25 protein-coding genes are annotated in these 24,518 nt (G+C 65.4%); 9 read left to right on the top strand and 16 right to left on the bottom strand.

The features are described from left to right. Window positions 1–83: 83 nt before the first annotated feature. Window positions 84–941 carry a MurR/RpiR family transcriptional regulator gene (locus EV191_RS22900; RefSeq protein ID WP_132879284.1) on the top strand — a complete coding sequence of 286 codons (858 nt, stop codon included), beginning with the start codon at window positions 84–86 and terminating at the stop codon, window positions 939–941. On the opposite strand, the gene EV191_RS22895 is transcribed toward EV191_RS22900, so the two are convergent. From EV191_RS22895 to EV191_RS22880, 4 genes are all read right to left on the bottom strand, one after another. Then, the gene (locus tag EV191_RS22895; RefSeq protein WP_165913062.1) at window positions 942–2,393 is read right to left on the bottom strand and encodes a sodium:solute symporter family protein; all 1,452 of its coding nucleotides are present in this window, start codon (window positions 2,391–2,393) and stop codon (window positions 942–944) included. Window positions 2,394–2,504: 111 nt separating this feature from the next. Beyond that, complete coding sequence (locus EV191_RS22890; protein ID WP_132879281.1) at window positions 2,505–2,705, bottom strand: hypothetical protein; 201 nt, start codon at window positions 2,703–2,705, stop codon at window positions 2,505–2,507. Between the two features lie 112 nt (window positions 2,706–2,817). Beyond that, window positions 2,818–3,924 (bottom strand): SMP-30/gluconolactonase/LRE family protein, encoded by a 1,107-nt coding sequence (locus EV191_RS22885; RefSeq protein WP_132879280.1) that lies wholly within the window; start codon window positions 3,922–3,924, stop codon window positions 2,818–2,820. A gap of 137 nt (window positions 3,925–4,061) precedes the next feature. Beyond that, on the bottom strand, window positions 4,062–4,805 hold the full coding sequence (locus EV191_RS22880) for an IclR family transcriptional regulator (RefSeq protein ID WP_132879278.1): 744 nt from the start codon (window positions 4,803–4,805) through the stop codon (window positions 4,062–4,064). 118 nt (window positions 4,806–4,923) lie between these two features. Between EV191_RS22880 and EV191_RS22875 the strand changes: the two genes are divergently transcribed. Further along, window positions 4,924–6,198: an SLC13 family permease gene (locus EV191_RS22875; protein ID WP_132879277.1), complete on the top strand. Its 1,275-nt coding sequence runs from the start codon at window positions 4,924–4,926 to the stop codon at window positions 6,196–6,198. Between the two features lie 7 nt (window positions 6,199–6,205). Here the strand turns inward: EV191_RS22875 and EV191_RS22870 are convergent, their stop codons facing one another. Next, window positions 6,206–7,525: an MFS transporter gene (locus tag EV191_RS22870; RefSeq protein ID WP_132879275.1), complete on the bottom strand. Its 1,320-nt coding sequence runs from the start codon at window positions 7,523–7,525 to the stop codon at window positions 6,206–6,208. Window positions 7,526–7,559: 34 nt separating this feature from the next. After that, window positions 7,560–9,230, bottom strand: coding sequence for an amidohydrolase (locus EV191_RS22865; protein ID WP_132879274.1), 1,671 nt, complete (start codon window positions 9,228–9,230; stop codon window positions 7,560–7,562). 216 nt (window positions 9,231–9,446) lie between these two features. Between EV191_RS22865 and EV191_RS22860 the strand changes: the two genes are divergently transcribed. Continuing rightward, window positions 9,447–10,361, top strand: a complete 915-nt coding sequence (locus EV191_RS22860) for an Lrp/AsnC family transcriptional regulator (RefSeq protein WP_243659161.1) — start codon at window positions 9,447–9,449, stop codon at window positions 10,359–10,361. Here the strand turns inward: EV191_RS22860 and EV191_RS22855 are convergent. Continuing rightward, a complete protein-coding gene (locus EV191_RS22855) occupies window positions 10,313–11,227 on the bottom strand; it encodes a LysR family transcriptional regulator (protein WP_207894624.1) in 915 nt (304 codons plus the stop codon). The genes EV191_RS22860 and EV191_RS22855 overlap by 49 nt on opposite strands. Window positions 11,228–11,365: 138 nt before the next feature. Between EV191_RS22855 and EV191_RS22850 the strand changes: the two genes are divergently transcribed. Further along, window positions 11,366–12,226 carry an EamA family transporter gene (locus EV191_RS22850; protein WP_132879392.1) on the top strand — a complete coding sequence of 287 codons (861 nt, stop codon included), beginning with the start codon at window positions 11,366–11,368 and terminating at the stop codon, window positions 12,224–12,226. Beyond that, window positions 12,223–12,873, top strand: a complete 651-nt coding sequence (locus tag EV191_RS22845) for an NAD(P)-dependent oxidoreductase (RefSeq protein ID WP_132879272.1) — start codon at window positions 12,223–12,225, stop codon at window positions 12,871–12,873. Before EV191_RS22850 ends, EV191_RS22845 begins: the two co-directional genes overlap by 4 nt. 265 nt (window positions 12,874–13,138) lie before the next feature. Here EV191_RS22845 and EV191_RS22840 read toward each other — a convergent pair whose 3' ends face one another. After that, complete coding sequence (locus EV191_RS22840; protein WP_207894623.1) at window positions 13,139–14,071, bottom strand: LysR family transcriptional regulator; 933 nt, start codon at window positions 14,069–14,071, stop codon at window positions 13,139–13,141. Between the two features lie 106 nt (window positions 14,072–14,177). Here EV191_RS22840 and EV191_RS22835 point away from each other — a divergent pair, with 106 nt between their 5' ends. From EV191_RS22835 to EV191_RS22820, 4 genes are all read left to right on the top strand, one after another. Continuing rightward, a complete protein-coding gene (locus EV191_RS22835) occupies window positions 14,178–15,389 on the top strand; it encodes an MFS transporter (RefSeq protein WP_243659160.1) in 1,212 nt (403 codons plus the stop codon). Between the two features lie 41 nt (window positions 15,390–15,430). Then, window positions 15,431–16,084: a hypothetical protein gene (locus tag EV191_RS22830; RefSeq protein ID WP_132879269.1), complete on the top strand. Its 654-nt coding sequence runs from the start codon at window positions 15,431–15,433 to the stop codon at window positions 16,082–16,084. Next, window positions 16,081–16,512 carry a MarR family transcriptional regulator gene (locus tag EV191_RS22825; RefSeq protein WP_132879267.1) on the top strand — a complete coding sequence of 144 codons (432 nt, stop codon included), beginning with the start codon at window positions 16,081–16,083 and terminating at the stop codon, window positions 16,510–16,512. Before EV191_RS22830 ends, EV191_RS22825 begins: the two co-directional genes overlap by 4 nt. A 170-nt stretch (window positions 16,513–16,682) precedes the next feature. Beyond that, complete coding sequence (locus tag EV191_RS22820; protein WP_132879265.1) at window positions 16,683–17,408, top strand: DUF2306 domain-containing protein; 726 nt, start codon at window positions 16,683–16,685, stop codon at window positions 17,406–17,408. On the opposite strand, the gene EV191_RS22815 is transcribed toward EV191_RS22820, so the two are convergent. From EV191_RS22815 to EV191_RS22780, 8 genes are all read right to left on the bottom strand, one after another. Continuing rightward, on the bottom strand, window positions 17,352–17,789 hold the full coding sequence (locus EV191_RS22815; protein ID WP_132879263.1) for a hypothetical protein: 438 nt from the start codon (window positions 17,787–17,789) through the stop codon (window positions 17,352–17,354). The two genes, EV191_RS22820 and EV191_RS22815, sit on opposite strands and share 57 nt — an antisense overlap. Further along, complete coding sequence (locus EV191_RS22810; RefSeq protein ID WP_132879262.1) at window positions 17,786–18,493, bottom strand: SDR family oxidoreductase; 708 nt, start codon at window positions 18,491–18,493, stop codon at window positions 17,786–17,788. The genes EV191_RS22815 and EV191_RS22810 overlap by 4 nt, the downstream gene beginning before the upstream one ends. Before the next feature lie 5 nt (window positions 18,494–18,498). Then, on the bottom strand, window positions 18,499–19,368 hold the full coding sequence (locus EV191_RS22805; RefSeq protein ID WP_132879260.1) for an RNA polymerase sigma-70 factor: 870 nt from the start codon (window positions 19,366–19,368) through the stop codon (window positions 18,499–18,501). 59 nt (window positions 19,369–19,427) lie between these two features. Next, window positions 19,428–20,747 carry an aspartate aminotransferase family protein gene (locus EV191_RS22800; protein WP_165913058.1) on the bottom strand — a complete coding sequence of 440 codons (1,320 nt, stop codon included), beginning with the start codon at window positions 20,745–20,747 and terminating at the stop codon, window positions 19,428–19,430. 10 nt (window positions 20,748–20,757) lie between these two features. Next, window positions 20,758–22,233 (bottom strand): GMC family oxidoreductase, encoded by a 1,476-nt coding sequence (locus tag EV191_RS22795; RefSeq protein ID WP_165913061.1) that lies wholly within the window; start codon window positions 22,231–22,233, stop codon window positions 20,758–20,760. Window positions 22,234–22,264: 31 nt separating this feature from the next. After that, the gene (gene mftD, locus EV191_RS22790; RefSeq protein ID WP_132879255.1) at window positions 22,265–23,437 is read right to left on the bottom strand and encodes a pre-mycofactocin synthase MftD; all 1,173 of its coding nucleotides are present in this window, start codon (window positions 23,435–23,437) and stop codon (window positions 22,265–22,267) included. A gap of 141 nt (window positions 23,438–23,578) precedes the next feature. Further along, on the bottom strand, window positions 23,579–23,806 hold the full coding sequence (locus EV191_RS22785; protein ID WP_132879253.1) for a hypothetical protein: 228 nt from the start codon (window positions 23,804–23,806) through the stop codon (window positions 23,579–23,581). Between the two features lie 264 nt (window positions 23,807–24,070). After that, complete coding sequence (locus EV191_RS22780; RefSeq protein WP_132879251.1) at window positions 24,071–24,355, bottom strand: hypothetical protein; 285 nt, start codon at window positions 24,353–24,355, stop codon at window positions 24,071–24,073. Between the last annotated feature and the right edge of the window lie 163 nt (window positions 24,356–24,518).

Raw genomic sequence — 24,518 nt, 5'->3', positions numbered from 1 at the left:
GGTAAGGTCATGGCTCGGACTAAGCGATGCGGCTCATACTAGGCGTAGTAGCGACTACTACAGAGGACGAGTAAGGTACGGTTATGCAAACGTTATCCGAGCGGGTCGACGCGCATTGGGCCGAACTACGTCAATCGGAACGCACCGTCGCACAGTTCCTTGCGCAGAACCGCTCGTCGATCCTGTTCAGCAGCGCGAGCCAGCTTGCCGAAGAGGTCGGTTCCAGCGATGCGACCGTGGTCCGGACCGCACGCGCGCTTGGCTACTCGGGACTGCCAGATCTCAAACGGCAGGTCGGTATCGAACTCACTCACGGCGTCGCGCCCACTGAGCGCCTCGAGGAGACGATCTCCCGGTCGGCCAACCGCCCCGAAGGTCCCGTCGTATCTGTTATCGAAGACGCCGAGGAGTCACACGCACAGCTCAAGGCGGCGATCGACCTTGCGGCGATCGCCGCGGCTACCGAGCTCCTGCTCGCCTCGCCCCGGGTGCTGACCTGGGGACTTGGCGCCTCCGGCGCCGCGGCCAGATATGCGGGCGACCGGCTGAGCAGGGTCGGGCTTTCGGCCAGTCATCTGGATCGGAACGGCTTTCAGCTCGCCAATGAACTCGTGGGGCTACGGGAGAACACCTGCCTGCTGCTGTTCGTGCCAGGGCGCCGGCATCCGGATCTGAAACTTCTGCTCCATGCCGCCATAACGGCCGGCGCGCAATCCGTGCTGGTAACGAACTCGCACGGCCCGGATATTCGGAAGCAGGCCAGCCACGTGATCGACCTGCCACACTCCACGACCGGACTCACTTCTGAAGTGCTCACCGAGGTTCTGCTTGTGGACATCCTGGCTACCACATTGCTGTCCCGCACACCGGATGCCGCACGCGAATCGCGCCGGCGACTCACCGAGTACCGGCAGTTCCTGGACGAATCCAAGGGGTTGTGATCAGCCCGGCGATGGATGCTCGGCCGAAGAATGTGCGGACTCCATCAACGCGCGCTGTTCCGCGGACGGGCCGCTACCCGTGAGACTGACCGCGATCGTCGCCGCGAATGACACTGGGATTCCGATCAGGATCTCCGTCGAATCGGGCAGCTCGAAGAAGAAGTACGCCACCGCGAAACTGAGCACACCGCCGAGCAGACCGGCTGCCGCGCCACGTGATGTGCAACGACGCCACCAGATACCGAGGATCATCGGCGCGAAGAACGCCGAAGCCAGGAATCCAACGGCCGCGACATAAAGCACGACAAGGAAGTCCGGCGGGTTCAGGGCAAGCAGGATGGCGACGACACCGACCAGCCACGTCGACAACGTCGCGACGCGCACTACTTGGCTCGAGCTGGCACCAGGACGCAACAGCCGCGCGTACAGATCATTGCTGATCGCTGAGTTGCAGGCCATCAGCAGTCCCGCCGTTGTGGACATAACGGCGGCCAGCACCGCGGCGGCCAGCAGTCCCTGCAGGAACGGGGGCAGGATATTGCCGGAGAGTGCGAAGAAGATGGCGTCCGGCTTCAGTTCCTCTACATTGGACAGGGTGGTGGCGACCGGCGCGAGCACCAGTGCCGTGGACAGCACGATAACGCCGTAGAGAATCATGGCGTAGTTGAGCGACAGTCTGGCTGACCGGGTGTTGCGGGCCGAGTACACGCGCATGATGACGTGCGGAAGTACGCATATCGTGGCCGCCGACGTGACGAAGCCGCCTATATACGACCAGAAGGGCAAGCCGCCGCCCATCATGCCGTAGGAAGGGTACTGCTCGGCCGCTCGGCTGAAGGTGTCCGCGAAGTTGACGACCGAGAACACCGCGATCACACCGAACGCGACGGTCATGACCACCATGAGAATGCCCTGTAGCACGTCATTCCAGGTGACCGACAGGAAGCCGCCCAGCGAGGTGTACAGGACGAAGATGACGCCGGTGATTATCACTCCGGTCTCGTGGCTCCACCCCAGCAGTACCGTGGCGATGATGCCGGATCCGGTTAGCTGGGCAACCATGTAGACGGTGCTGGCGATCAGGATGACGATCGGTGAAGCCCAACGAATGACCGGGTTGGCAAATCGCACATTGAAGAAGTCGGGCACGGTGTACTGGCCGACCCTGCGCATTGGCCGAGCGACAAGGATCGACGCGATCGCGAAGCCGACGGGTGCACCCGCCGCCAGGCTGACCGTGTACGGCAGGCCAAGGAACAGGGTCATCCCTACCGATGCCATGATGGTGCCGCCACTGGCCATCGTAGCCAGGAACGCCCAGGAGTTCGCGAAGGTACCGACGCTCCTGCCGGCGATGAAGTACTCGTCGGTTGACCGGCGCACCCTTCGCCGAGCTATCCAGCCAATCAGGACGGTGACCGCGAAGTAAGCCAACACCATCGTCAGCGTCATCGACACTCCTTGCATCAAGCAGCGCGTAGCGCACTACTGGATCCGACCTTGGAAGGGAAAGCCACACCCAGAAAGCGCAAACCGACGCCTCCGGGCGGGGAAACTGGCGACTCAGTCGACCTCGTTCCCGGTGACCAGGATCGTGGCAACGGGTACAACGATCATGAGGATGACGAGTATCCACGCGGTCAGACTCACTCCGGCCAGCTGCACCGCGCCGACAACGGGCAGGAAGGCAATCGCCGCGGTGCCGATTGCGGCGAGCAAAACGAACGCTTGCCGGCGGGCGAGCGGATAGCAGGACGATCTCATCGGGTTCCTCCGCGGATCAGGGCGGCGGGTAGCCAGTTCGACTACCCGCCCCTTGATTTATTTACTTATTAGTCAAGTTCGGCGACAGCCGCGAACCGGTCGAGCGGGAGTGTCACCGGAACCGCGGCCGGTACTCGGGCTTACCCCGCTCGCCGGCGTACACGTCGTGCACGGCGAACGAAGCCGGGTTGCCGAGAAACAGCGTGTGGTTGGTGACGAGCACCCGGTCCCCGTTGAAGGCCACGCTTGCCGGATCGTCCATAGGCACATCCAGCAGCAGGTTCTCCACCGCATTGGCCGGATTGCGGCCTATCTCCTTGCCTTCCGGCGAGACCACGGTGACGGCGTTGGCGAGTGCGAGCGCGACGTAGATGTTGCCTGATTCGGCGATCGCGAACCCGTCAATCCCGTCGGCGGGTTTGCTCTGCCAGAAGGTTTCCAGCTCGCCGGCGCTCCCGTCCTCCTGCAGGTCGATCGTGTACAGCCGGCTGGCATCCGGACGTGGCGGCACACCGTCGAGTGGCCCGTTCAGGGTCTGCGCGAACATGAGCGTGTCCTCGTCCACGAAACCGATCCCGTTGGCGCCGAAGATGCTCTCAATCCTCGGATCCGTGAACCACACCTCGGCTTTCCCGCCACCGGGCGGAACTCGCCAGATCAGGCCCTGGCCAACGTCGGTGACATACAGCGCGTCATCCGGCCCGAAGGCAAGCCCGTCGGGTACGACGCACTGCGTCGCCAGCACCAGCGCGGGTAGCCCAATGCAGAGGTCTTTCACCTGTTCGAAGGACGCATAGTCCCACTGCTCGCCCGTTTTCGGATCCAATGCGATGACCCGCTGCGGATACCGATCGAGGGCGTAGATCACGCCGTCACCGTCCTGCGCCAGCCCGACGATACCGGCACCGTGATCGGGATCCTGTCCTTCGATCACGTACTCGTCGATCAGCGCGCCCTCGGGGCTGTAAGCGAAGATCTTCGACGGCCCGTTACGCGGCTCGGTAATGTGCTGCTGGGTACCCACATAGGTCGTACCGTCCTCGGCAACCGTGATGCCTTCCGGATGACCCGGCTCCGGCACTTCCGCGAATACCTGGATATCAAGCCATTCCCGCTCGGCGCCCGGTGCTGCCGTCGCGGCCAGTCCGCCCATACTTACCGCGGATACCGCCGCGATAACCACTAGTCGACGCATCTTGTCGCGCGCATACCACTTCATTGTGTCGCGGTCCCACCTTCCGACTAGGCACCAAATTTTACTAACTAGTTAAGTAGATAATTATCTACTGATGGTGCACACGTCAAGCCGGGAGCACGGGAAGCACTCGGGTCGGCAGGATGCCACTCGGCCGTCACTCAGAGTGCGGCGTGGATTCGCCCCACGGTTTCGCGCACCGCCGCGCCGAAGGTTTCGAACACCTCGGGAGTCATCCGGGTACTTGGGCCGGACACCGACACGGACCCGATCGGCTCGCCCCGCGCGTTGACGATCGCCGCACCAATGGCGGTAATACCGTCGGTGAGACCTTCCTCGTTCACCGAATATCCGCGCAACCGAACCGTTTCGATGGTTTCCCGCAGGACATCCGGGTCGGTGATGGTCCGATCGGTCTGCGCAGCGAGCCGACCGGCAAGGTAGTCCGAAATGAACTCAGGACTGCTCGAGGCCAGAAAGGCGAGTCCGGTAGCCGAGGCATGCAACGGGATTCGCGAGCCGAGCGGCAGAAACGCCCGTAGCCGGTGCGCGGTGTCCAACCGTTCGATGATCACCAGTTCCTGGCCGTCCGCCGCCGCGAGATGGATGGTCTCCGTCGTGGTCAGCTGCAGCTCATTGAGGAATGGCAAGGCTGTTTCACGAAAGAGCTGGTGATCGCGGGCCTGGGTACCGACCGAGAACGCGCGATAGGTGAGACTCCACCGCGTCGGCTGCGAACCGGACGGTCGTAACCAACCAATCTCGTGCAGGGTGAGCAGGACACGCTGAACGCTGGACTTCGGCAAGCCGGCCGCACGGCTGAGCTCGGAAAGGCCAACCGGCTGCATCTTGGCTACGCATTCGAGTACCCGAAAAGCGTTCACCACGCTGTTGGTGGCAGACACCAGACCTCCCGTTATCACGAACCTTGACGTGGGGTAGCCGGCGAGCTAACTTACTCGCCTCCGGTTCGCACTGTAGACCAGTGTGCCGCACAGTGGACCGAATGGGAAGAGTTGGCGAATGGCAGTCGAGATCGCAGCGTTGCTGATCTTCGTAGGTGTCTTTGTCGTATCGGCATTCCGCAACGCTCACCTTGGCGTGCTGATGTTCGCCGGAGCAGCTGGCGTCGGTCTATGGCTCGCGCAGCTTCCCCTCGAGGAAGTCATCGCGGGCTTTCCGATCGACATCATGGTGTTGCTGGTTGGCGTCACCTACTTCTTCGGAATAGCCCATGCCAATGGCACGGTCGACCGGATCATCGAGGCCGCCCTCGGCAGAGTCGGCGACCGGTTGGCACTCCTGCCGATCGTGTTCTTCCTACTGACAGCCGGAATCGCCGCGATGGGCTCCCCGCTTGGCGGGCTGGTGATGGCGCCGATCGGCATGATGGTCGCCAACAAGCGCGAGATAGACCCGATGCTGATGGCGCTATCGCTCGGCACCGGTCTCAGCGCCGGGGCATTCGCGCCGACCAGCCTGTTCGGCATCATCACCTACGGCACCGCACAGCGCGCTGGTATCGACTTGAGCCCGCTGGTGCTGCTCCTGGTTACCGTGGCGATCAACCTGTTGCTGCTGGCAGTCGCCTATGCCCTCTTTGGTGGGTCACAGTTGTTGCGCCGCAACGGTGGTACCGCGACGTCGACCCCGTCGCTGAGCAGTACCGAGCGAAAGCCGTTCACCCGCAACCAGATAGCCACCGTGCTCGCCATGCTCGGACTCATCGGCACGGTCATCGTGCTGTCCGTAACCGAGCGCGAACCGGATATCGGCGTACTGGCCTTCGCCTTCGGCGCGGTACTGACGCTACTCGACCCGGACTCAGCAAAGCAGGCCATTCCGCGAATTGACTGGTCCACGGTTCTGCTGGTGGGCGGCATCATCACCTTCGTCGGCGTGCTTGAGCACATGGGTGCGATCGATATGTTCGGCGAGCTCGCCAGTCGCATCGGGGTGCCATTGCTTGCTGCCCTGTTCATCTGCCTCATCGCCGGGCTTATCTCGGCCTTCGCCTCCACTACCGGCATGCTCGCCGCACTCGTGCCGCTGGCCATACCGTTGGTCGCCTCGGGCTCGATCCCCGGCTGGGCATTGATCTGCGCGATCGGCGTCTGCGCCTCCATCGTCGACGTTTCCCCGTTCTCCACCGTCGGCGCCACGCTGGTGGCGACCACGGTGGAGGAAACACAGCGGCCACGGATGACCAGGCTGCTGATGCGGTGGGGCTTGTCGATGGTGGTGATCGGACCCATCCTGCTGGTCGGCACGCTGGTCATACCCGCCATGGCGCTGTGAGAGCTCGTCAGTCGGTGCGGGTTGGCTGCTTTCCGTGGTCCGGTTCATCGACCGCGTGTTGCGGGGCGACAAGGACGCACGCCGCACTGAGCACACACATTCCGACCAGCAAGGCGATAACCGGCCAGATGCTGCCGGTCGCCTGGAACAGGAGTGTGGAGACCAGCGGGGACAGTCCACCGAAGATCGCGCCAGCCAGCTGGTAGGAAAGCGAGATACTGGTGTACCGGGCCTGCGGGCGGAACATCTGGGACAGGAATGTCGCGATTGGACCATAGATGGATGTCATTGCCAGCCGCATCACGATGAACGCAAGGATGATGAGCGCGGCGTCCTTGGTGGCGAACACCAGGAACTGTGGCGCCGCGAGCACCGCAACACCGGCCAGGCCAAGCACGATGACCCGCACCCTGCCAACCCGGTCACCGAGCCAGGCTGCGGCAAAGGTGGTAGCCAGCTCGACGAACGCGGCGATGCTCAGCGCGTTGAGCACGAGTGATTCGGAGACGCCAACCGAAGGATCGGTGGCGTAGGCCGTCGCGAAGGTGGTGACCAGGTAGTAACCGCCGACGGCCACCGGGAGAACGCCGATACCGAGCAGGATCGTCTTCCAGTTCGTCCGAAGGGCATGCAGGATGGGCACTTCGCTGTGCTTGTCCGGAGTCTCGGGTTCCTCTTGGAATACTGGTGATTCCTCGACGGTAAGCCGCACGACCAGCCCGACGACGATCAGCAGGGCCGAGGCGATGAAGGGGATTCGCCAACCCCATTCGGTGAGAAAGTCGGTACCGCCCATGCTCAGCAGGCTGAAGAAACCGGTGGCCAGCAGCGCACCAGCGGGGTTTCCGGCCTGGGCAAAGCTGCCATAGAACGTCTTCTTGTGCTCGGGCGCATGCTCAACTGCCATCAGTACGGCGCCGCCCCATTCGCCGCCAACCGCGAGTCCTTGGATAAACCGCAGTAACACCAACAAGATTGGCGCCCATACGCCGACCTGGGCATAGGTGGGGAGGAAGCCGATCAGAAACGTTGCCGCGCCCATCATCAGGAGCGTCACCACGAGCGCGGTCTTGCGACCCACGCGGTCGCCCACGTGTCCGAACACGATGCCGCCGAGCGGTCGGGCGAAGAACCCGACCGCATAGGTCGCGAACGCGGCCGCGATACCGGTCAGCCGATCACCTGTCTCGGGAAAGAAGACCGTCCCGAAGACGAGACTCGCCGCGGTGGCGTAGATGTAGAAGTCGTACCACTCGATCGTTGTGCCGACGAAGGCGGCGATACCCGCCTTGCGCGCTTTCCGGAGCGACTGATCCGAGTGTGTCATCGTGGGAACTCCATGACTGCCGGGATTTCAGGGCCTAGGACTGGTGCTGGACCTTGCCGCCAACCCACGTACGCAGCACGTCGATACTCGCGATGCGGTCGGGGTTCGTGGTGCGCGGGTCGGCACCAAGCAGGACGAGATCGGCTCGTTTGCCAGGGGTGATCGATCCGAAGTCGCGTTCCCTGCCGAGCACTCGCGCGCCGGCGATGGTGTGTGCCGCGATGGCCGAACGAACGTCGATGCGCAGGTCGTTGCCACCGAGCCGGTGGCCCCGTTTGGTCAGCCTGGTCACGGCGGTCTGGATAGCCTCGAGCGGGTTGGGCTCCGCGACGGGAGCATCCGAGCTCAGCGTGACGGGTACCCCGGCGGCCTGGAACTCACCGAGCGGATTGAACCGCTCACCAGGTGTGCCTACCGCATCGGTGACGCCCTCGCCCCAGTTGTAGTAGTGCTGAGGCTGGTTGACCGGATAGATCCCGAGCATGGCCATCCGCTCGATCTGCTCTGGCGTTGGTAGTCCACAGTGCTCAATCCGGTGCCGAGCGTCGCGCCGCGGATGCTGCCGCGCCGCGCTCGCGACGGCGTCGATCACCATCGCGATCGCATCCGGCGACTGCGCGTGCGTCGCGGTCTGCAGCCCGGCCGCATGCGCCTTGGCGATCAGCGCGGCGTACTCGGCTGGCTCGTGATAGAGCTGGCCGGTGCGGCACGGGTCGCCCACGTAGCCGTCGGGGAAGTACGCCGTCCAGCCGCCGAGCGTGCCGTCCGCGTAGAACTTGATACCCGCGAAGGAAAGGTACGAGTTCCCGAACGCGCCGTGCAGCCCCATCTCGAGTGCTTGGTCGAGCAGATGCGAGAGCAGGTACATGTGTACCCGGGTACGTAGCGCGCCAGTCTCGGCCAGCCGCAGGTACATATCGAACTCCCGGCGGGTGACCTGAGCGTCGCCGATCGAGGTGACCCCCGCAGCCAGGAAGCGATCCTGTGCGGCGGCCAGCTGGCGCAGATGTTCGTCTGGTTCGTCGGCAAGGTGAAAGTTCGGACCATGGTGGCCGACTTTCACTCCGGACACACCGGTGAGGATGTTGCAGGCGGCGTCGGAAAGCTCGCCGGTGAGCTCCCCGTGCTCGTCCCGGAAGAACTCCCCGCCGGCCGGGTTCGGGGTGTCGCGGGTGATGCCGTTCCGCGCCAACGTGTAGCTGTTGACCACACCACCGTGCCCGCTCGCGTTCATCAGGTAGACATCCCGATCGCTCGCGACCACGTCGAGTTCACTCTTGTGCGGGTGGCGTTTCTCCGCCAGGTTGCGGTGTTCGTAGCCGTAACCTCGCACGGGTTTACCCGCTGGCGCTTGCTCCACCGCGGCACGTAGCAAGGCGATGATCTCCGGAATACTCGATGCCTTGCTGGGTCCACAGTCCACCCAGGTCATCATCTGCCCGTACATCAGTGGATGCGCGTGCGGGTCGACGAAACCGGGCAGGAGTGTCCCCTGTAGCCGCTCGACCGAAGGCTGCGGCTGGCCAAGTGACCCCGCCGCACGCTGGCAGTCCTCGGCCGAGCCGACGGCGGCGATCCGGTCGCCAAGGATGAGGACCGCCGCCGCACCCTCGGGAGCGCCGTCGACCGTCACCAGCGCGTCCGGAACCAGGATCGACGCGCCGGCGTCGAGTGTGGACGGTTCGAGGTCGGGCAACCTGCGCATCGGGTGGACTCCTGGCATTTCCGCGGTGAACACGAGCTGTTGTGGCGGTGAAGCTAATGAACACCGAGCCCGAAGGCAACCAGATCACGCACGTGACAGCACAGCTGACAGTTGATTCGTCGGAGTTACTATGCATAAAGTTGCATACACGCATCAATCTGCCCAATATTACGCACGATATGACCACACTCTTGCACAGAAACTCCGGAGAGAAAATTGAGTGTCGACGACGCGCTGATCGCGGCGTTGCGTACGGACGGCCGGATGAGCGTGGCGGATCTCGCCAAGCGGATCGGCGTGGCACGTTCGACCGTCGCCACCAGACTCGCGCAGCTCACCATGGACGAGTCACTGACGGTGGTCGCCGCGGTACACCCGGAATTCCTTGGGCTCACGGCTTACGCGCATCTCGCGATCCGCACCTCGGGCCGATCGAGGGCGACCACCGAGGCGATCGCCGCCATGCCGGCCGCGGCGTTTGTCTCCGCGGTGAGCGGGGAATACCAGGTCGCGGCCGAGCTACGGCTGCCCGATTCCGCCGAGCTCTACCGAACGGTGGCCTATATTCGCGGGCTCCCGGGCGTGGAACGCGTCAATTCACTGGTTTACGTTCAGGTGTTGAAGGGTCTGTTCATGCCTGGGCGCCCACTGCCGTCGTGGCTACGCCTCGATGAGCGGGATCTCGCGATCATGTCGCGCCTACAGGTGGACGGCAGGGAAAGCTTCGCCCGTATCGCGCGGCATGTCGGGCTGTCCGCATCCGCGGTCCGCGCCAGGGTCGGCTATCTGGTCGACAACGAGGTCATCCGGGTAGGGCCTGTCCTCAGTAGAGCCCGGCCGGAGGCAGGCCTGTTGTGCGGTATCGGCCTCAACGTTCGCGGTTCCGGCGACGCGGTCGGCACCGCGCTCGCCGCACGGGATGACGTCGAGTTCCTTGCGCATACCGTTGGCCGATTCGATATCGTCGCCACGGTCTCGGCGCCTGCGGCGTCCGAACTGGACCAAACGCTCGAGCAGATCGGCGACCGGCCGGACGTCGCGAGCACCGAGGTCTGGCTGCACCTGCGCCTGGCCAAGGAACGCTACGAGTGGTCGCTACCAACGCCGGCCGAGCTGGCCGAGCGCCGCTGATCCGTCTTCAGCAGTGAGATGAACGCGGCCGCGGCAGGAGTGGGGTTGAAGCTACTCCAGGCCAGGTACTGGGTGCGGGTAGGACCGTCAAGCAATGGGATAGTCGCTAGTTCCGCGCTGGGAGTGACGAGCCCCGGTGGCAACAGTGTGCTGGCGAGATCCTGCCGGACGAGATCGAGGATCAGTTCGGTGCCCATCGCCTCGAAGGCGACGGCACGGGTGATACCGGCGGCAGCGAAAGCCAGATCCGATTGCGTGCGTCCTGGAGACCCTTCGGGAAAGTCGACAAAGGTGTCGTCGGCAAGATCTCGTAAACGCAACCTGCGCCGGCTCGCCAGCCGGTGTTTGGCGGAAACCACAGCCACGAGTCGCTCGCGGGCGAGGACCTCGGTCGCTACCTTCTCGGGCGGCGTGGACGTGGCAAGGCCGAGCACCGCCACGTCCAGGGCGCCGTTCGTGATCGAGTTTATGAACGCGTCACTGTTCCCGCCGCGCAGTCTGATCGGCACGGCCGGATGCGCGCGGTGGAACTTGCCAAGCGCGGCAGGAATATCGACAGCCGTGACCGTGGGGATGACACCGACCGAAAGGGTGCCACGAATCTGTCCCACCGCTGCCGCCGAATCGGCGACCGCGCGATCCGCCGCGTCCAGCGCGGCACGGGCGGATGGCAGGAAGGCCGCTCCGGCCGAGGTGAGTTCAACCCGGCGACTCGTCCGGGCAAACAGCTGGAAACCCAGCTCCTGCTCCAGCGACTTGATCTGGTGGCTGAGCGCGGATTGGACAACGAAACAGTTCTCCGCGGCGCGGGTGAAGTTCCGTGTTTCGGCGACGGCAAGCACGTAACGCAGTTGCTGCAGCTCCACTGATCCATCGTATATCGAGATTGTTCGCATGAAAATAATGTGTTGGACTCATTGACTGGCGCGGCGGAAAGTGGACGAGTGACCACTTCGACCAGCTTCGCTCGATCCGCGCCGGCGCCGGGTTCACCGCCCGTCGCGATGACCCTCGCGACGGCGTTCGCCCCAGCCGTGTGGGGCACGACCTACATCGTCACTACCGAGTTACTGCCGCAGGGGCCGATGTTTGCTGGCCTGATGCGCGCCCTGCCGGCCGGACTCCTCGGACTTGTGATTGCCAGGGCGCTGCCACGCGGCACCTGGTGGTGGAAAGCCGCCGTCCTGGGAACGTTGAACATAGGGGTGTTCTTTCCCCTGCTGTTCGTCGCTGCCGACCGGCTACCTGGAGGTGTCGCGGCAACCCTTGGCGCGACGCAACCGATCCTCGTCGCGTTCCTTGCCGCCGTGATCCTCGCCGAGCGCCTGTCGTCATGGCGACTGGCCTGGGGCACGGCCGGGGTTGCCGGGGTGGGCATGGTCGTACTCGGCCCTGCCGCCGATTTCGATCCGGTTGGGATCGCGGCCGGGATCGGGGGCGCCGCGGCAATGGGTACCGGCGTGGTCCTCACCAAACGGTGGGGCCGGCCGCCTGGGGTCAGTGCGATCGGGTTCGCCAGCTGGCAACTGAGTTTCGGCGGCATCGTGCTGCTACTACCGACGCTGCTTTTCGAAGGCGTTCCCGCACAGGTCGACGCCAAGGGTGTTGCGGGATATGTCTGGCTCGGCGTCATTGGCGGGCTGGTTGCCTACACGCTCTGGTTCCGTGGCATCGGCAAGTTGCCGGTGACCGCAACCGCTCTACTCGGCATCCTCTCCCCACTCGTCGCGGCCGTACTCGGCGTGACGATAGCCGGGGAAACCCTGAACCTGATCCAGATCGCCGGCTTCGCCCTCGCGCTCACCGCCCTGGTGGCAGGACAGTTCACGCCGCGTTCCCACCCATCGAAGGGACATTCCAGATGAACATCACCATCATTGGCGCCACCGGCATGGTCGGCAGCCGCCTGGTCAGCGAAGCCGCCGTTCGCGGCCATCGAGTCACCGCCACGGCACGCACACCGGCCAGCTACGCCGATAGCACCATCGTTGCACGGGCAGTCGACGCTCGAGTGTCCACACAGGTCGACACGGCCCTAAGCGAAGCGGATTCCGTAGTCCTGACCGTCCGGGCAGCAGCCGGTCAAGAACACAGCATCGTGGCAGTTACCGCGAGCCTCCTCGATGCGGTCGAGCGCCGGCAGCTCCCGCTACTGGTCATCGGCGGAGCGGGAGCACTGAGATCACCGCAGCATGGCGACAAGCTGGTGATCGACGATCCTGATTATGTCCCGGCGGAAGTGCGAGACATCGCGAGCGCGAGCCTGGAACAACTCAACACCTGCGTCGAACACTCTTATCGGAACTGGGTTTATCTCAGTCCGCCGGCAAACCTCGCGCCCGGAAACCGAACCGGAACGTATCGGCGCGGCACCACGACGCTGCTTACCGCACCGGACGGAACCTCACGCATCAGCGCCGAAGATCTCGCGATCGCCGCCATCGACGAGATCGAGCGCCCAAGCGGGGAACAACACATTACCGTGGCTGCAGGCAATGTCGGTGCGCAGTGACCGGCAGCCGTGATCCGGATCAACCGGATATGGTCGCGTAGCGCCTTGTTCGGCGAGTCCAGGCTTCGGCTGCCTGCGCTTGGTCGCGGACCATCGTTGCGTGTAGTTCAGCGATCTGGCGGTCAGCGGCGCTACAGGCGAGTTCGGGAAACTTGGCCGCCAGGGTGTTGACGCTGTGGCTGGCCAGCCACAGCTGACGGGCCGAGACACTGGCGCACGCCGTCCCACTCTCGCGCAGTGGCCACAACTAGTGACCGCAATATCCTTAAGGATTGCGGTTTGGTGGCTTACTTCCCTCGTCGAGGAGTTCGGCGAGCGCGGTCAGCTGGGGACTGGTGTGTTCGGTGCGCCAGACGAGGCCGAGTTGGCTGCTCGCTTCGAGCCCGCGAACCGGGACGAAACGCAGGTCGGTGCGGGTGTTGTGCTCCGCGAGCGGTTGGCAGACGAGCAAGGCGTGCCGGCCCGAGGCAACCAGGGTCATGCCCTGTTGGATCGTCGTGATGCCGGTGCTCGACTGGATCGGTACGCCGGCGGGAGTAGCGGGCGGCGTGTGCGCGGCTTTCCAGTAGTCGGGCGCGTCGCCGGCGCGGTGCAGCAGGTCGAGTTCGGCAAGGTGTTCGACTTCGACGGCTTCCCTGCATGCCAGCGGGTGATCCACGCTGAGGGCGATGAACTGGTCCTTGGCCGCGAACCGGTACCCGACGGTCAGTTCGGGCTCGTGCACGGGCAACTCGGCGATCACCGCGTCGACCTCACCGTCGAGGACGGCGGCGAACGGGGAGCCGAGCGGGAGATCATGGGCGTGCACCGCGATGCCGTGGGTGTCGTAGAGGACACGGAAGCTCGCGGTGATCTCCTCGTAGATCATGCCGGTAAACCCGATGCGCAGTTCTTCCACCGCGCCGCGCAGTGCCCGATCCCGTGCTCGGGTAAAGGTGCGCAGCAGCGTCCGGTAGGCGGGCCGGACTTCGCTGACGAACTGGCTGCCGATCCTGGTGAGCGCAACCCGGCGGCTGGTGCGTTCCACCAGCCGGGCGCCAACCCGGGATTCCAACGCGGCGATGAGCTGGCTGACCCGCGATTGGGATAGCCCGAGGCGCTCGGCGGCGCGCCCGAAATGCAGTTCATCGGCCAGCGCGAGGAGGCATTCGATCTGCTGCACATGCCCCTGGTGCATCGTCGGAATCCTGGCGCTCACACCCACTACCCTAGCGGCTATCAATTAGCCTGACTCATCGTTCGATGCGGAAATCGGCGTTGTTCCAGCTGCTGGGAGACGGTGCAGTAGAGGCATGGGTTCTGCTGTGTCTACTTCCGATCCGGTCCGCGCGGAGCGGACCTCGCTGCCCCAATGGGTCGCCGTCGGCGTGCTGACCGTCGCGACCTTCCTGGTGGTGACCTCCGAGATGCTGCCGGTGGGGGTGCTCACCCCGATGGCCGACGGCCTGGGTATCTCCTCAGGCGCGACCGGCGCCAGCCTGACCATCACCGGGCTGGTCTCCGCGATCACCGCGCCGCTGGTGCCGCGACTACTGGGAAACCTGGATCGGCGCATGGTGCTGGCCGCCGCGATGGTGGTGCTCGCCGCCGGCAACGCGCTGACCACCGTGGCCGGCGGGTTCGGCATGCTGGTGATCGGGCGAATCATCCTGGGCGTCGGAATGGGCGCCGTATGGGGAATGGCCTCGGCGGTCGCCACCCGGCTGGTCGCGCCCCGCAATATCGCCCTAGCGGTGTCCTTTGCCGTCAGCGGGGTCGCTTCCGCGTCGGTGCTCGGGGTCCCGCTCGGCACGTTCGTGGGCAACGCCTTCGGTTGGCGGGCCGCATTCGGCGCGCTCACCGTCCTGGCGCTGATCAACGCCGCCGCGCTCATATTCGCGCTGCCGGCGCTGCGTCGGCCAACGCCGACCGACGAGCAGACCACCACCGCCACACGGCGTTCCCTGGCCCGGCCAGCGGTTGTCAGCGGGCTGATCGTGGTTGTCCTGCTGGTCACCGCGCACTTCGCCGCCTACACCTACGTCCGCCCCGCGCTGGAAGGGATGGCGGAGATGTCGGCGAACGCCGTCGCGCTGCTACTCCTGCTTTACGGGGTGTTCGGGTTGATCGGCAACTTCGCGGCCGGAGCCGCCGCGGGCCGCCGCCCTCGGCTTACGGTGCTGCTACTTGCCGCCGGAATCGCCGTCGCGCTCACGCTCTTCGCCCTGTTCGGCACGATCGCTGTGGTCGCCGGCCCCGCGATCGCGCTGTGGGGTGCGGCCTACGGCGGGGTATCGGTCGGCGCGCAGCTGTGGATGACCGTCTCGGCGCCGGACCGGGTGGAGCACGTCACCGGCCTCTACGTCGGCGTGTTCACCGCATCGATCGCCTTCGGCGCTTTCGTCGGCGGGCTCGTGGTCGAGGGCACCGGGATAGTGCCGCTACTGTGGTCGACCGCCGCGCTCGCGCTGGCCGCGCTACTGGTCGGGCTCATCGCCCCGGCCCGACGCCGTCCCATCGACCGGCAGTTGCTATGAAGTTCATATAATATGAGAATCATATTAACTGGAGGCATCCCATGAACTTCGATACCCCGCTCGATGGCTGGTTCACCCACCTGGCCTGGAACATCGATACGAGCACCCGAGGCCCGTTCGTGAAGGCAAGCAAGCAGCGTGACGAGTACGCGAACCGGCTCGTCGACTTCGCCAGCACCCTCCGCGAGGAGGGCGCCACCACCGCGCACGCCCTCGGAGTCAAGGTGATCGTGCCGATCAAGGGCGGGCCGCGGTACGACCTCGCGCTGCTCGTGCACGCGACCGAGCCGATCCGCGACGCTCTGCTCCAGCGCACCGCGGACCTCGGCTTCCCCACACCCGAGTTGGCAATGACGGCCAGCAACGGCGGGCGCTTCGGCGACACCGAGGGGCAGGACGGCGAGATCCTGTTGAACCACTTCGCGGGGGATACGACCTCCGCGAACGCGGTCGAGGCGTGGAAGTCCGTCTCCGACTGGTATGCGCGCGCACTCAACGTGGACAACTCGACCTTGCTCGAATTCACCGACGGCGCGCCGTTTCTCATCATGAACTACGCCGTGCTGCCCGGAAAGACCGTGCCCTTCCTCGCCGGCCAGGTGCTGCGACCAAGCTTCTACAGTGTCGTCCGGAAACGACTACACGACGTCGGGATCACCCCGTATCCCCTCATCGCAAGGAGACTTGGCGCGTGAACGCTGCCCCGCATGCGAACGAACCACTCCTGCTTGCGCTCCGCAGGCTCCGCACCGCGCTTGCCGCACGGGACCGCTTGGTCGCCGAAGCCGCATACCTCAAGGAGAGCGACCTCACGGTTTTCGAAGTTCTCCACCGCGAGGGGCCGCAAACCCCGACGGCGCTCGCCAGGCGGACGAACACCCATCTGGCGACCATGACCGGGGTGCTCACCCGGCTGGAGAAGGAGGGCTGGATCGAGCGCCGCCCCGACGGAAATGACCGGCGCTCCATCCGCGTCCACGCCACCAGCGTCGAGCGGTTCAACACGCTCTACGCCGAAAGCATCAGCCAGCTCTACGCGGTTTTCGACCGCTGGCAGCCAGCACAGGCGCAGACCTTTCTCGACTCGATCACGGATATCGCACAAGCCCTCGAAGACTACTGAATCTCCCATTCGTCCACAATGCACAAATGCAGGTAAACCGGCGCGGCCCGATGCCCCGAGCGGGGTAGGGCTAACACCACCACGAATCGTCGGGCCGGCCGGCGTGGCTTTCGGCTGCCGGAGGCGAAGGATCGGGCGGGAAGACTCAGTCCACCAGATGGGGCTAGCTCATGACTTCGCGTGTATCCAGGCCAATCCTGCGGCGCCCCTGGGTCGGGCCGCTCTTGGTGGGCACGATCGCGTTCCTCGCGTTCACGCTGCCGCCGTATCTTGGGCTCGACCCGAGCCAGTCGCGGGTCGAGCCGCGGTTTCCGGGGCACTACGCGACACTGGTGCTGCACATCTTCTTCGGTTCGGTGGCGTTGTGCACCGCGTGCCTACAGGTGTGGCCGTGGTTGCGCACCCGGTACCCGGCGGTGCACCGGTGGAGCGGGCAGTTGTACGTGTTCCTCGGTGTGTTGCCCGCGGGGATCGCCTCCCTGTGGTTCACCTGGCGCGGCGAGTTCGGCGCGAACCAGGAGGTGGCCAACACGACTCTGGCCGTGCTCTGGCTGGCCTGCACGATCGCGGGCTACCGGATGGCGCGCGCCCGCCGGTTCGCCGACCATCGCGAGTGGATGATCCGCAGCTTCGCGCTGAGCTTCTCCATCGTGACCAACCGGCTCTGGCAGGTGGTGTTTCTTGGCATGTTCGTACCGGGTGGGTTCGCTGGCGACCCGGGATCGCCCGAGTTCGCGCAGGCCATCGGAGCGTCCACCTGGGTGAGCTGGCTGGTGAACCTGTTCATCGCCGAGTGGTGGCTGCGGCGCACCAGTCGCAAGCGCCCGCCTCGAAACCGGTCACGACCGGGGCCCAGTCCCCTCAGATCGAGCCTCCCGGAGTCGAGTCCCGCGTAGGCTGACGATGAGTAGCGCCGTCGGTATCAGCACCCCGAGGCCGAGCGCGATGGTCTGCCCGATCGCCGAACCGACGGGGTAGTTGTCCAGATGCGTGGCGTGGAAGACGAAGTGCGGCACGGTGAACATCAGGTTCGCCGCCAGTGCCACCCGCACCAGCTTCGGTTCCGGCCAGATCGCGGCTGCGGCCAGCACCAGCACATAGGCGAGAGTCAGCGCACCGACGTCGCGCATCAGGTGCTCGTTGTACGGCGGCAACAGCGACACCCACGGGGTGGCCGAGGTGGGGAAATCGTCGTAGAAGAACTTCGGCGTGAACAGCTGGATCAGTCCAGCGGCACCCTGTGCCACGGCGAGGAAGATCAGTCCGGCACGGATCATGACGTGAGGTACTCCTCGAATGTGACAGTGCCCGCCGGGTTGCCGGGCACGAGGTTGGCGCCGTCGCGGAAACCGCCGAAGGCCCGGCCGGGCAAGGACAGGTCGACCACACGGCGACGCTTTCCGGTGGCGTGCAGGTACTCCCCCGCCAGCTCGCGGAAGGTCTTGACCTCGGGGCCGCCGAAATCCGGCGCTCTGCCACGCGGTTCGCCGCTCGCCAGCTCGGCGAGGCGAACGGCAACGTCGCGGACATCGACGGGTTGGGCCCTTACCGCCGGCACCGGCATGACCGGCAGCGTGGCCGCACCCGCGAGCAGCGTGCGGATGAGGTCGTGAAACTGGGTCGCCCGCAGGATCGTGTGCGGGCGCTCGGTCACGATCCGCTCGGCGGCGAGTTTGCCGAGGTAGTAGCCGAAGGGGATGCGGTCGATCCCGACGATCGAGACGAATACCAGGTGCCGGACGTCGGTGGCGGCGTCGACCAGGTTGCGGGTGGCGGTCACGTCGCGACCGCCGCGCAGTGTGGTGGCGAGGTGCAGCACGGTATCGGCGTCGCGTAGCGCGGCATCAAGCCCGCGGCCGGTGACGAGATCGCCGCCGGTGCGGCGGCTCAGCACCCGCACATCCTGGCCGGCCGTGGTCAGCTCCCGCACCACCGCGCGGCCGAGCGTGCCGGTGCCGCCGGTAACAAGGATTGGTGTCATACCAGTTAGGGACTGGCAGGCACCCGCAAATGTGACAACTTGGCCGGATTCGCGACGATGCGCACAGCGGCGATCGCCTCGCCGTCGAACTCGAGCGCGAGCACGGCGAGCAGACCACCAGCGTGCACGGCGATCGCGGTGCCGCCGTTGACCTCGGTACAGGTGAACTCCAGGTTGCCCGGCGCCTTGCGCCAGGCGCCGGTGAAGTAGCGGACGACCCGGTCACGGCCGATGACGGGCCGGCGGGCCATCGGCAGCCGCCCGTTACTGTCGGCCCAGGACGTGACATCAGCGGCGAGCAGATCCTCGAGGGCACGCAGGTCACCACTCTGGGCGGCGGAAAGGAAGCGCGCGGCGAGCCGTTCGCGGGTTTCGCGGGCGGGTTGGAACCGGGGCTTGCGGTCGGCGAGATGCTTGGCCGCGCGCCGGTGCAGCTGCCGGCAGTTCGCTTCGGAGAGCCCCATGACTTCCGCGATATCGCGGTGTCCGTAGCCGAACGCCTCGCGTAACACGAAGACGGCGCGTTCCGGCGGAGTCAGCCGTTCCAGCAGTGCCAACATGGCGAAAGAGACCGAGTCGCGTTGCTCGACCGTCTCCAGTGGACCGAGCTGGTCGGTCGGCACCGGAGCGGGCAGCCATTCGCCGATGTACTGCTCGCGGGTGGCGCGGGCCGCGGTCAGGCGGGTCAGGCACAGATTGGTGACGACCTTGGTCAGCCACGCGTCCGGGTGCTCGATGGTGGCGCGGTCGGTTCGGTCCCAGCGAAGGTAAGCGTCCTGGACGGCGTCCTCGGCTTCCTCCACGGAACCCAACAACCGGTAGGCGAGGCCGAACAGCCGGCCTCGCCGTGCCTCGAACTCGATCACCGGAGCCACGCATGCCAGTGTGCCCTGCCGGGCCGACTTCCGCCCGGCAGGCTCAGGGTGTGCTCGCGTCAGGAAATGGCGGCGGTGAGCGCGTTATGCACACACTCCAGCGCGAAGTCGATATCGGCCTCCGTGGTGGCCGCGTTGAGCCGTCGATCGCCGGTCGGGAAGGCGGGCTCGAGCACACCCTGGGCCAGCAGCGCGCTGTGGTACTTGGCGTACATATCCGCGTCGGATTCCATCGCTTGGCGGAAGTTGACTGGCGGCTCGGACCGGAAGTACACGCACCACTCCGAACCAAGCCCGGTGACGGTAGCCGGCACGCCCAGGCTGTCGATCGACTTCTGAATCCCCTTGCGCAGCTGGTCACCACGGGCGTAGAGAGTGCCGAACACGTCCTCGGTCCGCATGATCTCCAGGGTCTTGTTCGCCGCCCCAAGCGCGTAAGGCGATGCGTTGTAGGTGCCGTCCACGGTCGCTTCGCTCTTGCTGTACGCGCCGAGGTGCCCCATCAGGTCATCGATGCCGGCCAACCCGGCGAGCGAGTATCCATTTGCGACCGCCTTGCCGAACGCGGTGAGGTCCGGGACGACTCCGTGGATGGACTGGTACCCGCCGATCGCGGCGCGAAATCCGGTCTTGACCTCATCCATGACCATGACGACGCCGTTGCGGGTGCACAACTCACGCAACAGCTCAAGGAAGCCAGGCGCGGCTGGCACGCAGCCGAAGCTGTGCACGTACCCTTCGGCGAAAGCCGCCGCCAGCTGATCGCCGAACTGGTCGAACGCGGCCCGCAACCCCGCTTCGTCGTTCCACTCCACGACCACCACATCGTCGACGACGGCCGGGTGCAGACCGCCACCATTTGGGGTGTTCAGCGGGGTGCCGGGAGTGAGGTCCTTGCGCGAGCTGCCAACCGCGACGTGGTCGTTCCAGCCGTGGTAGGTGCCGTGGAATTTCAGGACCTTGAGTCGCCCGGTCGCCGCACGGGCAAGATGAACCGCGTGCATGGTGGCATCGGTACCGGAGGTGCAAAAGACCACCTTCTCGGCCGAAGGCATGACCTCGCAGATGGTTTCGGCCAGCTGCGCCTCGCCCGGCTGCGGGCCGACGCCGGTCAGATCACAGGTACTCGCCGCCTCGAATGCCGCACGGTTGATCCGGTCGTCGCAGTGGCCGAGGACGATCGGACCCCACGCGTTGAGGAAATCGACGTACCGGCGGTCCTTGTCGTCCCATACGTAAGCACCGGAGGAGCGGACGAACACCTGCTGCCAGCCAACCCGGTGCCCAGAGGACACTCCCCTTGGCACGACGGCTCGGGCGCGATCCCAGGTCGCCAGGGCCTCGGCTCGCTGCGCTCCATCACTTGGCGGTACGGGCACGGGCTTCTCCTTACTCGCTGCGGGCGTGTTTCGGTTGCACGGTCGACGATCCCAGGTCGGCGCGCAACGCCGCGCTGAGTCGTTCGGCGACCATGACAACGGGCAGGTGGGTGTTCGCGCTGGGCACCTCGGGCAACACCGAGCAATCGATGACCCGCACGTGGTTGATCCCATGCACGAGGCCGAGCTGGTCGACGACCGCGCCGGGGTCATCCTCGCTGCCCATCCGCGCGGTGCCGACGACGTGGAAGTAATCCCCAACGGAGGTGGTCAGCCAATCCTGGTATACGCGGGGATCATCGAGCGCCGCAACCGGAGTGCCATCGTTGTCGATATAGGCGGCCTCGACGATCTCGGTGAACGCGGGAGTACCCAACAGTCGCCGGACAACGTCGATCGCTTCACGCATGACCGCCCGATCCCGTTCGTCGGTCAGCATCCGCTCGGCGACGATCGGCGGCCCCGATGGATGGTCCGGGTCGAGCCGCACTTCGCCGCGGGAGCGGACGGACATCACCGCGGCCATGAGCACGCCGTGGTGCGGTGGCGTGGATTCGGTCAGCGGGCCGTGCATCGGCAGGACGTGGATATCACCGTTGCCGTGCGAGGAAGACAGGCGCAGCACCGCGTTGATGCATGGCAGGCCGAGATTCGCCCGCTGATACTCGGGGCGCAGCCCTAGCTTGATCGACGCGGCCGGATGATCCTGCAACCCCTGGCCGATACCTGGCCGGTCGACCTCACTCCGCAGCAGGATCGCCGGTGTCTCGATCGCTCCCGCGCACAGCACGACTTCGTCGGCCTCGATCTCGCTGCCATCGGCAAGTACGACACCGTGCACGTCCACCCCGCGCCGCAGCAGCCGGTCGACCTTCGCGGTGGTGCGCACCTTGAGGTTCGACCGATCGCGGTAGGGATCCAGGTAAAGCTCCCGACTGGAGCGCCGGCCGGTGCGATCGGCGGTGCGCCACAGGCCGCCGGCCCCGTCGGCCGGCGAGGAGAACGTGTCGATGTCCTGGCGCAGGCCAAGCTGGCCAGCGGAACCGACCAGCGCGAGGTCCACCGGCGTGTAGTCGCATTCTGGCGAGCGCCGCAGATCGCCCTGCAACGCGGTGAACGTCGGTTCGACTCGCTGCCAGGTCCAGTCGGGTAGCCGGTAATCACGCGCCATCCGGTCGTAGTCGCTTGGTAGCCCAGGCAGGGCCAGCATGGCGTTCACCGCGCCGGATCCGCCGAGCCCGCGACCACGGTGGTAGCCGCGCGGCTGATCGGTAGCGAGCCGGGTGGCCCGCAGCTCGGGGTCGAACGCCGCGCCAGCGCCCATCGCGTCGATCCAGTTCACCGATGCCAGCGCCCGGCCGGTGTCGGTGCCAGCGTGATCCGGCCCTGCCTCGAGCAGTACGACCTCGTGTTCGGGGTCCGCACTCAGCCGGGCGGCGACGACACACCCGGCACTGCCGGCACCGACGACAAGTATCCGACTCACGATAAGGCCCCTACCCGAGTTTCCGGTGTGATCAGTGCGCTGGGTGGACGAAGAAGTTGGGGTTGAGCGGCACCACGTCGTCCTTGGTGAGGTCAGTGACCCGACTGCGGCCAATCCCGAACATGGTTTCCCTGATCCCGTTTCGCAGGATCTGCAGTACTTGGTAGACGCCTTCCTCGCCGCCGGCAGCCAGGCCATAGAGGTAGGCCCGCCCGGCGAACACGGCCTTGGCGCCGAGCGCGAGCGCCTTCACCACATCCGAACCACGTCGGATGCCGCCGTCCATCATGATGTCGACCTGATCGCCGACCGCGTCAACCAGATACGGCAGTTGGCGTAGCGGTGATGGCGTGCCATCGATGTTGTTACCGCCGTGGTTGGACAGCGAGATCGCGTCGGCACCGAGATCGACGCAGAGCTTGGCGTCACGCAGGGTGCCAACCCCTTTGACCATGAACGGGCCGTCCCAGAGATCGCGCAGCCATTTGACGTCGTCCCAGGTTGGCGGCGTGGTGGCTTCGAAGTCCGCCCACGCTTTGCCGAAGTAGGGCACCGTTCCGTCCAGCTCGAACAGGTTCGGCACGCGCAGTTCGGGGATCCGGCCGCGCCGCAGGTAGCTGGCCAGCCACGCGGGACGGGAAATCGCGTGTGGGGCCAGCTGCGCCATGGTGCGCAGCTTGCGGTCACGGGGCGGCGCTGGCGGTACGCCCCAGTCTCGCCGTGGGGTGAACGACCAGTCCAGGGTCACGATCAGCGCTTTGGCGCCGCCCCGGCGGGCCGCCTCGACGCGCGCCTCGATCTCCGCCCGCGACCCGACCCAGTAAAGCTGGAAAATCGTGTTCTCGTTGGCCCGCGCAACATCCGCGACCGAATCCGCGGACCAGGAGCTCAGGCCGATGGCCGTGCCGGCGCGGGCAGCCGCTCGCGCGGCACCCACCTCGCCGTCCGGGTGGATGGCCTGCGCGCCTACCGGCGAGACCAGCACAGGGAAGTCGACGTCGATGCCGAGCACGCTGGTACTCAGGTCGAAACTGGTCGGGCGGTCGAAGATCTGCGGGGAGAAGCCGAGCTCGCTGGCCGCCCGCAGGTTCTCGTCCAGGGTCCAGCCCTGCTCATTGCCCGCCTTCACGGCGAGCCAGACCGCACGCGGCAACCGTCGCTTCGCGACGCGCTCTGCCTCGGCAAGGTTCCGGAAGCGGATCATGCTGAACACAACTCCTTCGCGGTGATGTGAGGCACAACCGTAATCTGAAACGCTCGTTACGACAAGAGATCAACTAGACGTATTTGTAATGTACATATCTCCCACTAGAGAGTCGGTATCGAGCAGCGAGCCGGACGAGCCCTACCGGCGCCCGCCCTCCAGGGTCTGGGATATCGCCGATGGTGTCGCATCGGCGTCCGCTTCGAGCCTGGTGAAGCCCTCGGCGTTCGCCAACTCATTCGACTCGAGCTGATCGGCCGCGGCATTCATCAGGCGCGCGGTCTCGTCGATGCCGCCAACCGTCTTGGCCATGACGTCGGTCAGTTCGCCCCGCACTCGGAACCAGGACTGCTTGAGGAGAAGGAACATGTGCTCCCCATCGACGCCCGCAGGCGGGATCCCACGGAACGCATTGACACCCAGCACGCCTACCATTGTTTGCCGGTTGCTATCCCACGCCTCGACCACTAGATGCCCGGAACACTAGGGTGCGGCTGATCACACTCTGCCCACGGTGGCTTGCACGGAATGGCTGCCCCCACGTTCTAGACGCCCTGGCCACGGATCGAGATCTGGTTGCGAATCGTCGCTGTTTAGGGACTTGCTGACAGGGTTGTCCGTGTGGTTGACCTACTAAAGAAGAGCCAAATGCGTGACGGGATCGATGCGGACACGACCACGCGTCACGCAATTGATATTCCACGCCCACCCCACTACGACGAAATCGCATTTCGTCTTGATCTGGGAAAGGTCATCGGCACCAAATAGGCTTCCGATACCATTGACCAGCGACTGAATCGAGTTCCCCACGTCGAGCTCGAACCAGTAGGCATACTTGCCGCTACCTTCTGCCTTGATCGCTACTTTCCCGCCATATTTGCGACAGGCTTCACCGCCGACCTTAATCAACCCGTGCACGGTGTAATTTAACTATACCCAGTCAAACCTAAGGTAAATCTGCTTTTTCTTGTTTCCGTTATCAATGGGGCTAGGTCAAAAATGTTCACATGAACATATCTGGCCGTAATCTCCACCGGCTTACCCGGCTTTCACCAGTCAGGCCGGCCGAAACCTACGCCCC

Source organism: Tamaricihabitans halophyticus, assembly GCF_004340875.1.
GTDB lineage: Bacteria > Actinomycetota > Actinomycetes > Mycobacteriales > Pseudonocardiaceae > Tamaricihabitans > Tamaricihabitans halophyticus.
Note: the sequence above shows the minus strand (reverse complement) of the source record. Positions and strands in the feature narration are given on the sequence as shown.

Excerpts from the sequence above, each read along its gene's own strand:
- mftD (WP_132879255.1), bottom strand. The coding sequence starts at position 23,437 with ATGATCCGCTTCCGGAACCTTGCCGAGGCAGAGCGCGTCGCGAAGCGA.
- EV191_RS22895 (WP_165913062.1), bottom strand. The coding sequence starts at position 2,393 with ATGACGCTGACGATGGTGTTGGCTTACTTCGCGGTCACCGTCCTGATT.
- EV191_RS22820 (WP_132879265.1), top strand. The coding sequence starts at position 16,683 with ATGACTTCGCGTGTATCCAGGCCAATCCTGCGGCGCCCCTGGGTCGGG.
- EV191_RS22810 (WP_132879262.1), bottom strand. The coding sequence starts at position 18,493 with ATGACACCAATCCTTGTTACCGGCGGCACCGGCACGCTCGGCCGCGCG.
- EV191_RS22830 (WP_132879269.1), top strand. The coding sequence starts at position 15,431 with ATGAACTTCGATACCCCGCTCGATGGCTGGTTCACCCACCTGGCCTGG.
- EV191_RS22865 (WP_132879274.1), bottom strand. The coding sequence starts at position 9,230 with ATGCGCAGGTTGCCCGACCTCGAACCGTCCACACTCGACGCCGGCGCG.
- EV191_RS22850 (WP_132879392.1), top strand. The coding sequence starts at position 11,366 with ATGACCCTCGCGACGGCGTTCGCCCCAGCCGTGTGGGGCACGACCTAC.
- EV191_RS22890 (WP_132879281.1), bottom strand. The coding sequence starts at position 2,705 with ATGAGATCGTCCTGCTATCCGCTCGCCCGCCGGCAAGCGTTCGTTTTG.
- EV191_RS22875 (WP_132879277.1), top strand. The coding sequence starts at position 4,924 with ATGGCAGTCGAGATCGCAGCGTTGCTGATCTTCGTAGGTGTCTTTGTC.
- EV191_RS22785 (WP_132879253.1), bottom strand. The coding sequence starts at position 23,806 with ATGTTCCTTCTCCTCAAGCAGTCCTGGTTCCGAGTGCGGGGCGAACTG.
- EV191_RS22815 (WP_132879263.1), bottom strand. The coding sequence starts at position 17,789 with ATGATCCGTGCCGGACTGATCTTCCTCGCCGTGGCACAGGGTGCCGCT.
- EV191_RS22885 (WP_132879280.1), bottom strand. The coding sequence starts at position 3,924 with ATGAAGTGGTATGCGCGCGACAAGATGCGTCGACTAGTGGTTATCGCG.
- EV191_RS22900 (WP_132879284.1), top strand. The coding sequence starts at position 84 with ATGCAAACGTTATCCGAGCGGGTCGACGCGCATTGGGCCGAACTACGT.
- EV191_RS22870 (WP_132879275.1), bottom strand. The coding sequence starts at position 7,525 with ATGACACACTCGGATCAGTCGCTCCGGAAAGCGCGCAAGGCGGGTATC.
- EV191_RS22845 (WP_132879272.1), top strand. The coding sequence starts at position 12,223 with ATGAACATCACCATCATTGGCGCCACCGGCATGGTCGGCAGCCGCCTG.